This window comes from Microbacterium sp. CIAB417, assembly GCF_022788845.1.
This window is the reverse complement of record NZ_JAHZUT010000012.1, coordinates 105216-119259: the sequence shown is the minus strand read 5'-3', so window position 1 is coordinate 119259 and position 14044 is coordinate 105216. Positions and strand designations below refer to the sequence as shown.

Genomic DNA, 14044 nt, shown 5'->3' with positions numbered 1-14044 from the left:
TGCGCTCGCTCAACGAACGGCGTGGAGGGGCGTCCGCGCCGCGGGGCTTCCCTTCCCCGTTCGTTGAGCGAGGCCGGTGTCAGCCGACCGAGTCGAAACGCCTCTTGTCGCGGGCTTCGTTTCGACTCGCTCCGCTCGCTCAACGAGCGGAGGGTGGGTCAGCGGGCGGCCGAGCGATCGCCGGTCGAGACGCGCACCCACTCCCCGGCATCGATCGAGAGTTCGCCGACGCCGGGAACCATGACCCGCCGTGCGACGCGGTCCAGGTTGGCGACCAGAACCGTGTCTCCGGTATCCGTCCGCGACCCGATCGCCCAGATCAGACCGTCCGGACTCGCGCCGGTGAGCAGCTGCCCGCCCCGCAGGGCGATCAGGGCGTCGACAGCTTCCGCTGCGGCTGTCCGCCCGGCAGTCGACTTCAACCCTCGCGGCCCCCAGGTCTCGAACCACGACACGGACGCGACCCCCGACACGGCGAGGGCCGCGGCACTGGCGATCACCCACGCACCGAGCTCGGGGGCGGTCTGCCGAGCATCCGAAGCGCCGGTGAACTCGGCCCCGTATCCCTCGGACAGATCCGCCCGCGTCGGCGCCGGCTCGGCCGTCGTCGCCACGTTGTTGAACCGCGGACGCAACGACACGGGGCCGATGTGCACCGGCAGCCCGTCTGCGATCGCGACCGACTGCTCCGCGACCAGTCGCTGCATCGCCACGGCCTCGAGCAGCTGCTCGGTGTCGAGCGTGTGGAACAGCGGTGTCGTGTTCACGACCACGCCGTCCACGTCCCGCGCGATGCGCGCCTGCTCGCGATTGAGCTCGGTGAAGTGCGAACGGGCCCCCGCCAGCACCGGCACGGAGAGCCCCGCGGCCGACAGTGCCGCGCGCAGAGCCGCGACGGTCCCCGCGTCGCTCACGTGCTCGGCCGCGTCGAAGGCCGTGAGGCGCGCGACCCCGGGATGCTCTGCGACATCTGCGAGAGCGCGCACCGCATCGAGGAGCGTGCGCTCCTCGCCGTCCGTCACCAGCCGCACGTCGAGGGGGACGCGGTCGGCGGCCGCGCGATCGAGGGCCGCTGACCAGTTCGGCGTGGTCAGGTTCAGCTCGACGACCCGGAAGGCACCGGCGTCGGAGGGCGGCACGGGGTCCGGGGAGGTCGACGCCTCGACCCCGACCTCGGGGAACACGCCGCCCTCCGACAGCGTGACCACCTCGGGAAGGGCACTGTCGGATTCCGCCGCCTCCGCGGCAGAGCCGAGGAGGCGGAGCGTGAGGGACTGCTCGACGCGCTCGCCGGCATCCAGAAGGTACGGGTAGGGCAGGCCCAGCGGCCGGCTGTACGTCTTGAAGGAGGCATCCGTCCAGTTGCGCTGATCCTCCATCTCGAACACGTCGCCCGCGAACTCCACCTCGAAGAGATCGTCCACGCGCAGCGCGCGGATGTCCATGATCGGCTGGTGCGGTCGGATGCTCCGGGGAAACGCCGAGCGCTCCACCGACCCGTCCGCATGCCCGACATCCACCGGCCTGCCCGCATCCGACGCGGGGTGCAGCACCACGAGCCCGGTCCGGCAGGTGTGGAAGACCTCGGCGTTCAGCGCCTCCCACGAGATCGTGAGCTCGCCGGCCAGCGCGTGCACCCGAAGAGTCGAGTCGATCCGTGCGCCGAGCCCCTCATGTCGCAGCTGCAGCGTCAGCGCCTCCGACTCCGCGTCGGTCGAGAGCACCCGTACGGGCACGGTCAGCCAACCGCGGTCGCGCACGGCCGCGCGCACCGCCCGCAGGAGCATCCGGCCGTCGTACCGGATCTCGGCGAGCTCGTCGCCGCGCAGTTCGATGCTCCAGCCGTGAGCGCCCCACACCATCGCATCCGTCCGCCACCACGAGTTCGTCGTCGACACCACTCTCCGACTGTAACCGGTTGACCAATTCGCCGATAGTCTCGACGAGGACGAATTCATCGGGAAGGACCGTGATGGCGGGCAACTGGGCAGGCACGTACGAGTACCGGGCGCCGCGGCGCATCGCCGTCTCCACCGAGGAGGAGCTGCGCGCCGCCCTCGCCGGATCCGGCCCGGTCCACGCCCTCGGCACTCGCCACTCGTTCACGGACCTCCCCGACACCTCCGGCACTCTCATCGAGATGTCCGGCTTCGACGCGCCGGCGGTCATCGACGCCGAGAGCCGCACCGTCCGCATCACCGCCGGAACCCGGTACGGAGTGCTCGCCCGCCAGCTGCACGAAGCCGGCTGGGCGCTGCACAACACCGGCTCGCTGCCCCACATCAGCGTGGGCGGTGCCACCTCGACCGGAACCCACGGCTCCGGCGACGGCAACGGCGTGCTCTCGAGCGCGATCGCGGGCGTGCGCTTCCTGGATGCGGCGGGCGACGTCCACGAGATCCGGCGCGGCGACCCCGACTTCGCAGCCGTCGCCGTCGGCGTCGGTGCCTTCGGCATCCTGACCGAGCTCACCCTCGACATCCAACCCACCTATCTCGTCCGCCAGGATCTGTACGCCGGAGTCAGCTGGGACACGCTCCTCGGCGACATCGACGCCGTCACGTCCGCCGGCGACAGCGTGTCGGTCTTCACCCGCTGGGGCGAGGACCTCGGCTGGGTCTGGGTCAAGCGACGCGCGACGGATGCCGCGGCATCCGTCCCCGCGGAGCTTCTCGGCGGCCGGCTCTCCACGACGCTCGAGCCGCTGGGCCTGGGCGACAATGTCACGCTCATCGGCGAAGCCGGTCCCTGGTACGAGCGGCTGCCGCACTTCCGCGCCGACGCGGAGCCGTCGCGCGGCGACGAGATCCAGTCCGAGTACTTCATCGACCGCTCCGACGCGGTCGCGGCGCTGCGCGCTGTCCGCGACGTCATCGCGCCCTTCGCCGAGCACCTCATCTGGACCGAGCTTCGCACCGCGGCGCGGGACGACCTCTGGCTCAGCGGCGCCTACGAGCGCGACGCGTTCATCATCCACTTCACGTGGGAGAATCATCCGGATGAGGTGACCGAGGCGCTGCGGGTCATCGAGCCGGCGCTGGCGCCGTTCGGCGCCCGACCGCACTGGGGCAAGCGCCATCTGCTCGAGCGGGCGCAGATCGAGCGGGTCGTCCCGCGCCTCGCCGACGCCAGGGCGGTCTTCGAGCGCCTCGACCCCGACGGCCGTTTCGTGAACGAGCACCTCGTGCGCGTGGGGCTGCGCGAAACGCGCTGAGCCGGAGCGTTCCGAACTCCGGCACGTCCGGCGCCCGACCCGACGGCATCCGCGTGATCACGCGGCGCGTTCAGGTCGCGGCATCCGACCTGCAGGAGTTCGAAGCGCCTGGTCCGTTCACGACGGCCGGACCGTACTGGCTCCGACGCGGATGCTGATCGGGAGCACCACGCGTTCGTGCGCGTGACCGGCCTGGGCCTCGGCGTCCAGCAGACGGACGCCTTCGGCCCCCATCTGATACCCCGGCAGCACGATCGAGGTCAGCGACATCCAATCGTTGCCGTCGTTGCGGTGGTCGCCGTCCATGCCGACGACGGCGACATCCTCGGGAATCCGGAGCCGCGGGTGTTCGCGCAGCACCTGGAGCGCGCCGATGGCGGTCTTGTCGTTCACGCACAGGATCGCGACCCGCTCGCCGCCCAGCTCCGGAAGCAGCGCCGACAGGGCCGCCGCGCCGTCCGACGCCATCAGCCCGGACACCTCGATCTCGGTCACGGAGACGCTGAGGGCGGCCGCCGCGGCGCGCAGCCCCCGACGGCGCTCGACGACGGGCTGGACGATGTCGGGGATCGACAGGAAGTACGCCCGCCGGATGCCGAGGGACGCGATGTGCTCGATCGCGGCGGTGCCGACCTGCTCGTTGTCCATGAGGACGGTGCACCAGTCGGCATCCGGGACGTCGTAGTTGATCACGACGATCGGTCGCACGTGGTTGCGGATGCGGGCGATCCCGGCACTCGGGTCGCGCATGGAGGCGACCAGCACCCCGCCGGTGCGCGCCTCGGCGAAGTGCTCGAGGAACTCGTCCTGCAGGTCGTGCTGCGCCGTCCCCGCCGCCAGCTCGTGCGCGTTGAAGAGGCTGTTCGCCATCATCAGGTACTGCCCCCGCGCCGACGCCGTGAGCTGGGCGCCGCGCGCGATCTCGACGAAGAGGATGTTCACGAGGTCCGGCGCGATGAGCCCCAGTCCCTCGGAGCTGTTGCGGATCAGCGTGCGCCCCGCCGAACTGCGGATGTAGCCGAGGCGCTCGATGGCGTCCTGCACGCGCTGCAGCGTGTCGGCGGCGAGTCGCTCCGGGTTGTTCAGCGCGTTCGAGACGGTTCCGACCGAGACCCCCGCCTCGCGGGCGACCGCGTTGATGTTCGGATTCGCCCGCTTCGTCGCCTTCGGATCCAGCACCTGCACTCCCACGGTATGCGTTTTCACGCCATGGTACGGGAGTGCAGGTGCCGCGGATCACCGGTTGGACGGCGGTCAGAGGGAGGTCATGCCCCCGTCGACTTGGAAGACCGCGCCCGTGGCGAACGCGCCGTCGTCGCTGGCGAGGTACACCATGATCCCGGCGACGTCGTCCGGCGTTCCCGCGCGGCCGATCGGGATGCGGCTGATGATCGCCGCCCGCGACTCGGGGTCCTCGCTGATCGCGGCGACCAGCGGCGTCTCCGTGTAGGCCGGCTGGACGGTGTTCACCCGGATGCCGCGATCGGCGTAGGCGGCGGCCACCGTGCGGCCGAGGCCATGGATGCCCGCCTTCGTCGTGCTGTAGGCCGTGAAGTCCTTGCCCTCGCCGTTCACGCCCGTGGGGCTCCCGGTCAGGATGATCGATCCGCCGCCGCGCGGCAGCATCGAGCGCACGGCGTGCTTGACCGTGAGGAACGTGCCGGTCAGGTTGATGTCGACCGTCCTGCGCCACACGTCGAGGTCGAGGTCGGCCGCCTGAGCATCCTGCCCGAACAGCTGCACGCCCGCGTTCGCGACCACGACGTCCGGAGCCCAGCCGTCGGCCCCGACCGTGGCGAACCCGGCGGCGACGGCATCCTCATCCGAGATGTCCATCGTCACGGCGCGCGCATTCGCGCCCAGGGCGGCCGCGGCGTCGGCCGCGCCGTCGCCGTTGCGGTCCGCGAGGATCACGCGCGCGCCCTCACGGACGAAGCGCGTGGCGACGGCGAGGCCGATCCCCAGCGCCGCGCCGGTGACGAGTGCGGTCTTGCCCTCGAGCTGACCCATGTCAGCGCTCGATGTGGTCGAGGTGGAGCATGCGGGCCAGGTTCTTGTCGAGCTCGTCATCGCGGAAGATCTTCTTCCAGTCCTCCTTGATGATGCTCTCGCGGCCGTAGTCCATTGCGATCAGGCACGCGTCGGAGAACGGGTTGTCACCGCGCAGGCCGTTGGCGAGCGCCACCTGCGTGTGGCCGTACAGGATGCTTCGGGCCGCCGCCTCCGGCACGCCCATCGTGTTGACGGTCTCCTGGAGAGCCTCGTTGAGGAGGTCGCCGATCATGCACGCGACGGTCTCGACGAGCGTCGGCTCGAGCTGCGCGAGCTGCTTGATCGTCACCCAGTGCACGTCGATGACGGGGGCGTAGATGGCGCGGACGGTCTCCTCGACGATGGCCTTCTTCTCAGGGTCGTCGCTCTCGACCGCGGCGATGGCGTCCTGCGGAGCCGCGATGCCGCCGAACGTGTCCGCCCACTGCTCGGGCGTCTCGCGCTGCAGGAAGATCGACGGGTGGCACGGGTGCGCGACGGCCTGGATGACGTCCTCGCGCGTGGTCAGCAGGCCCGCGTAGGCCGCTGCGGGGTCGAGGGTCAGCACGATGGCACCGGCCTTGAGCTGCGGCACCAGGTCGGCGGTCACGGGGCCGAGGGCGAGGTCGGGAACCGCGAGCACGACGATGTCGGCGTCGGCGACCGCGACGGATGCCTCGGTCAGCTCGCGGCCGGCGTCGATCGTGCGCTGCTGCCCGGCCGGCGAGTTCTCCACGTACCAGACGGTGTGGTCGGTCTTCACGAGGTTGTTGGACACGCGCATGCCCATCTTCCCGCCCGCTCCGATGACGGCGATCTTGTGGCTCATGATGTGCTCCTCAGGTGTTCCAGGGTGAGGCGGGTCCATTCCCGCTCGGTTCGGATGGTGGTCTGTGCGTCGTCCTGCCACGGCAGCCAGTGCTCGACGATCTCGTTGATTCCGCGCTCGCGCGGGCGAACCGTCGCGAGCAGATGCGCGTAGTCGTGCAGCCCGGATCCCATCGCCGCGCCGGAGTAGGTGAACCCCACCCAGCCCGGCTGGCGTGCGAAGGCGAAGTCCTTGACATGAACGTTCTTCGTGAGCGCGGCGGTCTGCTCGACGCACGCCTTCGGGTTCTCCAGCTGGGCGACGACGTTGGCGGGATCCAGACAGATCCCCAGCTGCGCGCTGCCGACGCGGTCGATCACGCCGACGAGGTCCGCGGTGGGCACCTGCTCGTACGTCTCCAGCGCGAGGGTCACTCCGGCGGACTCGAAGTCCCGGATGGTGCTGCGCAGCCACACCTGCGCCTCAGCGAGACTCGGGCGCGAGTCGGGGCCGTAGAGCATGCTGCGGATGAGGCGCGCCTCGAAGATCTCCGCGATGCGGAGGTAGCGCGAGAGGTGCTCGGGGACGATGCCCTTGGTGCCCAGCTCGATCGTGATACCGAGCTCGCGCGCGGCGCGCGCGGCGTCGCTCAGTTCGGCGTCCGTCATGGCGTCCAGGGGTGCGTAGTCGCAGATCTGGAACAGACTGACGTCCTGGGCGCGGGTGTCCTCCAGGGCGCCGACGAGGCTCAGCGGCTCCTCGACGCGGTCGGAGTGCTGCCAGAAGTAGGCGTAGGTGCCCAGGCCGATCATCGGACGGCCTCCTGTCGGCGCGCGGCCTCGTCCAGTACGGCGACCAGCGCTTCGGGGTCGTGCGCGAAGCGCCCGAGGAACACGCCGTCGACGGCATCGCCGAGAGCGGTCAGGACACCCGGGCCCGCCGCACCACCGTAGATGACGGAGGAACCGCTGCGCGCGGCATCCGCCTCCAGGGCCGCGCGCAGCGCGGACGCGACGACGCGGACGTGGTCCTCACCGGCGGGCTCCGGCGCCCCGATCGCCCACACGGGTTCGTAGGCGACGATGACCCGCCCCTCGGGTGCGCTCTCGAGCGAGGCGCGCAACTGCGCGACCGCGACGGCTGCGGCATCCCGAGGGTCCTGCTGCTCGGCCTCGCCGATGCAGAGCAGGGGAGTGAGGCCGGCCTCGAGAGCCCGCCGCGTCTTGGCGGCGACGATCTCGTCCGTCTCGCCGTACAGGCGGCGGCGCTCAGCGTGACCGATCTCGGCGATCGAGGCGCCCACCTCGGCCAGCTCGGACGCCGAGACCTCCCCCGTGAACGCGCCGGAGGCCTCGGCGGCCACGTCCTGACCGCCGATCCGCACCGGAGTGCCGGCGAACGCCGCCACGGCCGGAGCGATCTGCAGGAAGGTCGGGGTGACGAAGAACTCGACGTCACCGGAGGCGACGCCCTCGTGCGTGCGGACGCGTTCGGCGACCCGGGCGAACCAGTCGCGCGCGCGCTCGTGCCCGAAGTACATCTTCAGGCTCACTCCGACGACGCTCTTCGGCATCAGCAGCTTCCGGTGGTCTCGTACTCGTCGATGACCGCGACCTTCTCGGCGGACGCGCTGGTCGCGTCGAACCGGTAGGTCAGCCACTCCCGGACGTTGCGGCGCGCGAGCTCGATGCCGACGACGCGCTGGCCCATGCACAGGATCTGCGCGTTGTTGGACAGCACGGCGCGCTCGACGGAGAACGAGTCGTGAGCGGTGACGGCGCGGATGCCGGCGACCTTGTTCGCGGCGATCGCGACACCGAGACCGGTCCCGCAGATCAGCAGCGCGCGGTCGGCCTCTCCGCGGGCGACGCGCTCGGCGGCCTCGATCGCGATGCGCGGGTAGGCGGTGTGGCCGTCGGCGTCCACGCCCACGTCGACGACGGCCGCGACGCCCGGGTTCTCCTCGAGGTCCTTCTTGAGGATCTCCTTGTAGTCGAAGCCGGCGTCGTCGCAGCCGATGACGAGACGGAGGGGTTCGGTCATGATGCGGTGTCCTTTCCGGAGGCGAGCAGCTCGCCGATGCGGGTGGCGATGAGCGCGAGGGAGATCGCGCCCGGGTCGGGGGTGCCGATCGCGTGCTCTCCGTGCGTCCGGGCGCGGCCCATGCGAGGGAGCAGGTCGGCGGTCGCGTCGGCGGCCCGGGTCGCAGCCGCCGCGGCAGCGGTCCACGCGTCGGGCAGCCCCGCTCCGCCGTCGGCGGCCGTGGTCAGCTCGCTCGAGAACGGCACGAGCGCGTCGACGAGCGTCTTGTCGCCGACCTCGGCCTTGCCATGCGCCTGCACGCCTCGGGCGCCGTCCGCGATGCCCGACGCCACGGCTTGCGCGTCCGGGCGGCCCTCGTCGCCGAGGCGGAGAGCGACCGCGTTCAGGATGACGCCCCACAGCGCTCCGGACGTCCCGCCGGCCTTGTCGGCCCAGGCATCGGCCGCGCGGGCGAGCGTCGTGCGGGCGCCGGCCCCGGCGTCGGCGGCGCGGATGCCGGCCGCCAGAGCAGCGTGCGAACCGCGCTGCATGCCGATGCCGTGATCGCCGTCGCCGGCGATGGCGTCGATGCGGCCGAGCTCCTCGACGTTGGCGTCGACCGTGTCCGCGATCGTCTGAAGCGCCGCGCGGACGGTCTGTGCGACGGCCTGGGAGTCGGCGTCGCCCGGAACGATGGGGTCTTCGGTCGTGTCGATGTCGGCGGCCTCCGCCTGAGCGGCCACCGCGACGGACCCGCGCCGGTAGGCGGGGGCGTCCACCGGTGTCTCCCACAGCTCGGCGAGCTCGTCGTCCAGCCAGAACAGCGTGAGGGAGGTGCCGGCCATGTCGAACGAGGTGCAGTACTCGCCGACGTGCGGGTCGACGATCTCGACGCCGGCCTCTTCGAGCAGCTGGGCGATGCGCCGGTAGACGACGAACATCTCCTCGTACTTGAGCGAGCCGAGCCCGTTGAGGATCGGGATGACGCGGGCGCCGGCGACATCGACGCCATCCGGCACCTCGGCCAGGAGCCTGCCGACCAGCAGGGCGGCGAGCTCGTCCGCCGTCGGGATGCCGGTCTCGTCGATGCCGGGTTCGCCGTGGATGCCGAGTCCGACCGCCATCCGGCCGGCCGGCACCGTGAACAGCGGCTCGGGGGCGCCGGGGAGTGTGCATCCCGTGAACGCGACGCCGAAGGAGCGGGTGCGCTCGTTGGCCTTGACCGCGACCGCCGTGACGCCCGCCAGGTCGTCGCCGCGCTCCGCGGCCGCGGCGGCCGAGCGGAAGACCGTGAGGTCGCCGGCGATGCCGCGGCGCTTGTGCTTCTCGGCAGGAGCCGCGCTGGAGATGTCATCCGTGACCGTGACCGTGGCGGCCTCGATGCCCTCGGCGTGCAGACGCTCCTGCGCGGCGTCGAAGTTCAGCACGTCTCCGGCGTAGTTGCCGTATGAGAAGAACACCCCGGCTCCGCGGTCCGCGGCCTTCGCGACCGCGTGGATCTGCTGGGTGGACGGCGAGGCGAACAGGTTCCCCATCGCCGCGCCGTGCGCCAGTCCCTGCCCGACCATCCCGCCGAACGCGGGGTAGTGGCCGGAACCGCCGCCGATGACCACCGCGACCTGTCCCTCGGGCACGACGGTCGAGCGGACCACGCCGCCGGGAACGCGCCGCACGGAGCGGGCGTTCGCGGCGACGAAGCCGTCGATCATCTCGTCGGCGAAGTCCGCCGGGTCGTTCCACAGACGCGTCATCGAGGAGTCTCCGAAGCCGTGGCCTCGGCATCCGTGCTGCCGGACGTGTCGGATGCCGCGCGATCGCGTCCCCGGCGGGCGAGCACGATCATCAGGACGGCCGAGATGAGCATGAAGCCGCCGACGATGAACATCGGGACCTCGTAGCCGCCGGTCCAGTCGTGCACGGCGCCGGTGATGTAGGGCGCGCTGAAGCCGGCGAGGTTTCCGATCGTGTTGATGAGCGCGACGCCCGCGGCCGCGGCCACGCCGGTCAGGAACTGGGTGGGCAGCGTCCAGAAGTTCGGCAGCGCGGCGAAGATCGCGCAGGCTGTGACGGTGATGACGGCCATCGTGGCGGCCGGGGATCCGGCGAACAGCGCCACGGGGATCGAGATCGCGCCGGCGATCGCGGGTGCCGCGATGTGCCAGGTCTTCAGTCCGCGCTTTCCGGCATCCCGCGACCAGAAGTACATGACGATGGCGGCCGGCAGGTACGGGATCGCGGTGATCAGGCCCTTCTGGAACACGTCGTAGGTGACGCCGGACTGCGCCTGGAAGCCCTCGATGATGGTCGGCAGGAAGAACGCCAGCGCGTACAGGCCGTAGATGAAGCCGAAGTAGATGAAGGACAGCATCCAGACGCGGCCGCTGCCGAAGGCGAACCGCACGGAGACGTGCTTCTCCTTCGCCTCGGTCGTCTTGCGCTCGGACTCGAGCGCGTCGGTCAGCCAGACCTGCTCCTCGGTGGTGAGCCACTTCGCGTCGGCGGGCTTGTCCTTGAGGTAGAACCACGCGATGACGCCGACCACGATGGCCGGGATCGCGACGCCCATGAACATGAAGCGCCATCCCTCGAGGCCGAAGAAGACGCCGTGCTGCTGGATGAGGGCGCCGGCCAGGGGAGCGCCGATGACGGTGGTCAGCGGCTGGGCCAGGTAGAAGAGCATGAGGATGCGGCCGCGGTACTGCGCGGGCACCCAGAGGCTGAGGAAGAGGATCGCCCCGGGGAAGAAGCCGGCCTCGGCGACGCCGAGGAGGAAGCGCAGCACGACGAGCTGCTCGAAGTTCTGCACCCAGGTGAACAGGAGTGCGACGATGCCCCAGCTCACCATGATGCGGGCGAGCCAGCGCCGTGCGCCGAACTTGTGCAGGGCGATGTTCGAGGGCACCTCGAGGATGATGTAGCCGATGAAGAACACGCCAGACGCGAAGCCGAACTGAGCGGCGCTCAGCGCCAGATCCTCGTTCATGCCGTTCGGGGCGGCGAAGCCGATGGCCGTGCGATCGAGGTAGTTGATGAAGAACATCAACGCCACGAAGGGCACGAGGCGTACGGCCACTTTTCGGATGGCGGATTTCGCGACCGGGTTCTCGGTCTGGGTGCTGTCCACGATGACTCCTGGGATCGACGGTGATGCGCTGTGATGCTCGAGTCATTTTGGCAAACCGGTTGACCAATTGCAAGCCCACGTCGCCGAGGCTGCCCGGGCGTCAGCCGTGCGTGCGCGTCCGGATCCGGTACAGGCTCGTCGTCGCCGTGATGTAGAGGTCGCGGCCGTCCGGGCCCCCGAAGCACAGGTTGGCCGTGATCTCGGGCACCGGGATCCTCCCGATCTCCGTGCCGTCGGGCGCGAACACGATCACACCCGTGCCGCTCGAGGACCAGATCCGGTCCTCCTCGTCGACCCGGATGCCGTCGGGGATGCCGTCCGCGGCGTCCAGGACGGCGAACAGTCGCCCGTTCTTGCAGCGCGCGCCCTCCTGCACGTCGTACACCCGGATGTCCCGCCGCTCCGACGAGTCCGCCACGTACAGCAAGGAGCCGTCGCGGGAGAAGGCGAGTCCGTTCGGCTGCTCGATGTCGGTGATGACGGGCGACGTGCGTCCCGTCGCGGGGTCGTGGCGGAAGACGAAGTGGTCGCCGTACTCCCTCTCGCCCGGGTGCCCTTCGCGGGGTTGCGTGATGCCGTACGCCGGATCCGTGAACCAGATCGACCCGTCGCCGGCGACGACGATGTCGTTCGGCGAGTTCAGTCGGACGCCGGCGTAGGAGTCGACGACGTTCTCGACGATGCCGTCCCGATCGCGCTCGACGCGCCGCCGGCCGTGCGAGCACTGCAGCACGCTGCCGTCCCGGTCCCGCGTGCGCCCGTTCGTGAACTCGACGCCCTGTGCATAGACGGAGGTCTCGCCGCCCACGGGGTCGTACTCGCGGATGCAGTCGTTCGGGATGTCGCTGAACCGCAGGCGTCCGCGGTCGGGGATCCACAGCGGACCCTCCGCCCAGATCGAACCGGTGTGAACCCGCTCGAGCGACGCATCGGACGGCAGGATGCCCGCACGGATGAGCGCGGTGGTCATGGCGTTCCTTCCTTCGTCGCGCCTAACCGGTTGACCAAAATGATGCCGAATCGCGCGCCTGCCCGGTAGGTTACTGCCATGCCCGCCTTTCCCGGAGACCCCGTCGACGACATCGCCGCCGCGCTGGGAGTTCTGCCGTCCGGCACCCCGGTGTCGGAGGTCGCCCGGCGGCTGCTCGATCTGTTCACCGGCGGGTCGATCGCACCGGGGACGCGGCTTCCGCCGGAGCGCCAGCTCGCCACGGCCCTCGGCGTCGGACGGTCCGCGGTCCGCGAGGCGCTGGCCGCGCTCGAGATCCTGGGCATCGTCGACGTGCGCCCGGGATCCGGCACCTACCTGCGCGGGGCGGCCAGCGAGCTGCTGCCGCAGACCCTGCGATGGGGGCTGCTGATCGGAGAGCGCAACACCGCCCAGCTGCTCGAACTGCGCGAGGGCCTGGAGATCTTCGTCGCCCGGCTTGCGGCCGCGCGCGCGGATGCGGCGATCCTGAAGCGGCTCGAGAAGGACGTCGCCCGCATGCGCGAGACGATCGACGATCTCGGGGCGTTCGCGAAGGCCGACCTCGACTTCCACCACGCGCTCGCCGAGGCCGCGGGCAACGCGACGCTCACCGACCACCTGCACGTGATCCGCTCGCTCCTGCAGGTGTACGCCGACCGCGCCGTGCACGATCGCACGCACGCCGAGCGGGCGACTGCCGAGCACGAGGCCGTGCTCGCCGGGGTGAAGGCCGGCGACGGGGATGCCGCAGCATCCGCCATGGCCGTGCATATGGCCACGGCGACCAGCCGCCTGCTCGCCGAACCCACCAGCTGACGAGGAAGAGTGATGATCAACGACGATCACCGGACGCGCCGCGTCATCATCGACTCGGATGTGAAGAACGAGGCGGACGACCAGTTCGCGCTCGTGCACGCGCTGCTGTCTCCCACTCTCGACATCCGCGGCATCATTCCGGCGCATTTCGGCACGCATCGCACGACGTCGTCCCTCGCCGAGTCCCGCGACGAGCTCGAGCTGCTGCTCCGCCTGCTGTCCCTCGATCACGCGGTGCCGACCGCCGACGGGGCACCGCACGCGCTGCCCGATGAGCGCACGCCCGTCGACAGCCCCGGGGCGCGACTCATCATCGAGGAGGCACGGCGGGCCGACGCCGGGCCGCTGCACATCGCGTTCCTCGGGCCCCTGACCGACATGGCTTCCGCTCTGCTGCTCGCGCCCGACATCGCCGACACCGACACGACCGTGATCTGGATCGGCGGCCCGCCGTACGGCGACATCGTGTCGGACGGGTCCTGGCCGGAGTTCAACCTCAAGAACGACATCCCCTCGGCGAACGTCGTGCTCGACTCCGGCATCCGCATCTGGCAGGTGCCGTCGAACATCTACAAGCAGGTCAACGTCGGATACGCCGAACTCGAGGCACGGGTCGAGCCGCACGGCGAGCTCGGACGCTACCTCGCTCAGCAGGTCGTCGACTTCAACTCCGCGCACCATCGGCGCGCGATCGAGTCGCGCTCGCTCGGGGACTCTCCGGCGATCGCGCTCATGCTGGAGCCGTCGTGCGCGGCGCTGCGCCGGCAGCCGCGCGTGCGCTTCGCCGCCGACGGGCACTACGAACAGGGTCGCTCGGACGGCGAGCTCCTGGTGGTGGAGAGCATCGACGTGCGGTTTCTCCTGGAGGACATGTTCCACAAGATCGCCCGTCACGCCCGCTGAGTTGAGACACATCGTGCATGGGTTTCGACTCGGTCGGCTTCGCCGTCCTCGCTCGTCGCACCCTTCGTTCGTTGAGCGAGCGGAGCGAGTCGAAACGGGTTGATGCCGTGCGACGGTTGCTGCGTTTCGACTCGGTCGGCTTCGCCGTCCTCGCTC

The 14044-nt window shown here is 70.6% G+C and carries 13 protein-coding genes; 3 read left to right on the top strand and 10 right to left on the bottom strand.

The features are described from left to right. Positions 1 to 158: 158 nt before the first annotated feature. On the bottom strand, positions 159 to 1901 hold the full coding sequence (locus tag KYX17_RS29405; protein WP_243232904.1) for a hypothetical protein: 1743 nt from the start codon (positions 1899 to 1901) through the stop codon (positions 159 to 161). A 71-nt stretch (positions 1902 to 1972) separates the two neighbouring features. Here KYX17_RS29405 and KYX17_RS29400 point away from each other — a divergent pair, with 71 nt between their 5' ends. Further along, positions 1973 to 3214 (top strand): D-arabinono-1,4-lactone oxidase, encoded by a 1242-nt coding sequence (locus tag KYX17_RS29400; protein ID WP_243232903.1) that lies wholly within the window; start codon positions 1973 to 1975, stop codon positions 3212 to 3214. Between the two features lie 117 nt (positions 3215 to 3331). Here KYX17_RS29400 and KYX17_RS29395 read toward each other — a convergent pair whose 3' ends face one another. The 9 genes from KYX17_RS29395 to KYX17_RS29355 form a co-directional block, all read right to left on the bottom strand. Beyond that, the gene (locus tag KYX17_RS29395; RefSeq protein WP_243232902.1) at positions 3332 to 4420 is read right to left on the bottom strand and encodes a LacI family DNA-binding transcriptional regulator; all 1089 of its coding nucleotides are present in this window, start codon (positions 4418 to 4420) and stop codon (positions 3332 to 3334) included. 48 nt (positions 4421 to 4468) lie between these two features. Next, positions 4469 to 5224 carry an SDR family NAD(P)-dependent oxidoreductase gene (locus tag KYX17_RS29390; RefSeq protein ID WP_243232901.1) on the bottom strand — a complete coding sequence of 252 codons (756 nt, stop codon included), beginning with the start codon at positions 5222 to 5224 and terminating at the stop codon, positions 4469 to 4471. Position 5225: 1 nt separating this feature from the next. Then, positions 5226 to 6074: a phosphogluconate dehydrogenase C-terminal domain-containing protein gene (locus KYX17_RS29385; protein WP_243232900.1), complete on the bottom strand. Its 849-nt coding sequence runs from the start codon at positions 6072 to 6074 to the stop codon at positions 5226 to 5228. Then, a complete protein-coding gene (locus tag KYX17_RS29380; RefSeq protein WP_243232899.1) occupies positions 6071 to 6865 on the bottom strand; it encodes a sugar phosphate isomerase/epimerase in 795 nt (264 codons plus the stop codon). The genes KYX17_RS29385 and KYX17_RS29380 overlap by 4 nt, the downstream gene beginning before the upstream one ends. Further along, the gene (locus KYX17_RS29375; protein ID WP_243232897.1) at positions 6862 to 7626 is read right to left on the bottom strand and encodes a triose-phosphate isomerase family protein; all 765 of its coding nucleotides are present in this window, start codon (positions 7624 to 7626) and stop codon (positions 6862 to 6864) included. Before KYX17_RS29375 ends, KYX17_RS29380 begins: the two co-directional genes overlap by 4 nt. Then, positions 7626 to 8096, bottom strand: a complete 471-nt coding sequence (locus KYX17_RS29370; RefSeq protein ID WP_243232895.1) for a ribose-5-phosphate isomerase — start codon at positions 8094 to 8096, stop codon at positions 7626 to 7628. Before KYX17_RS29370 ends, KYX17_RS29375 begins: the two co-directional genes overlap by 1 nt. Then, on the bottom strand, positions 8093 to 9826 hold the full coding sequence (locus KYX17_RS29365) for a dihydroxyacetone kinase family protein (protein WP_243232893.1): 1734 nt from the start codon (positions 9824 to 9826) through the stop codon (positions 8093 to 8095). The genes KYX17_RS29370 and KYX17_RS29365 overlap by 4 nt, the downstream gene beginning before the upstream one ends. Continuing rightward, positions 9823 to 11115 (bottom strand): MFS transporter, encoded by a 1293-nt coding sequence (locus KYX17_RS29360; RefSeq protein ID WP_249224444.1) that lies wholly within the window; start codon positions 11113 to 11115, stop codon positions 9823 to 9825. The genes KYX17_RS29365 and KYX17_RS29360 overlap by 4 nt, the downstream gene beginning before the upstream one ends. Positions 11116 to 11299: 184 nt before the next feature. Beyond that, entirely contained in the window at positions 11300 to 12169 is an 870-nt protein-coding gene (locus KYX17_RS29355; RefSeq protein ID WP_243232889.1) for an SMP-30/gluconolactonase/LRE family protein, read from the bottom strand. A 78-nt stretch (positions 12170 to 12247) separates the two neighbouring features. Between KYX17_RS29355 and KYX17_RS29350 the strand changes: the two genes are divergently transcribed. Beyond that, positions 12248 to 12985 carry a FadR/GntR family transcriptional regulator gene (locus tag KYX17_RS29350; protein WP_243232887.1) on the top strand — a complete coding sequence of 246 codons (738 nt, stop codon included), beginning with the start codon at positions 12248 to 12250 and terminating at the stop codon, positions 12983 to 12985. A 12-nt stretch (positions 12986 to 12997) separates the two neighbouring features. Beyond that, positions 12998 to 13888, top strand: coding sequence for a nucleoside hydrolase (locus KYX17_RS29345; RefSeq protein WP_243232885.1), 891 nt, complete (start codon positions 12998 to 13000; stop codon positions 13886 to 13888). Positions 13889 to 14044 lie beyond the last annotated feature (156 nt).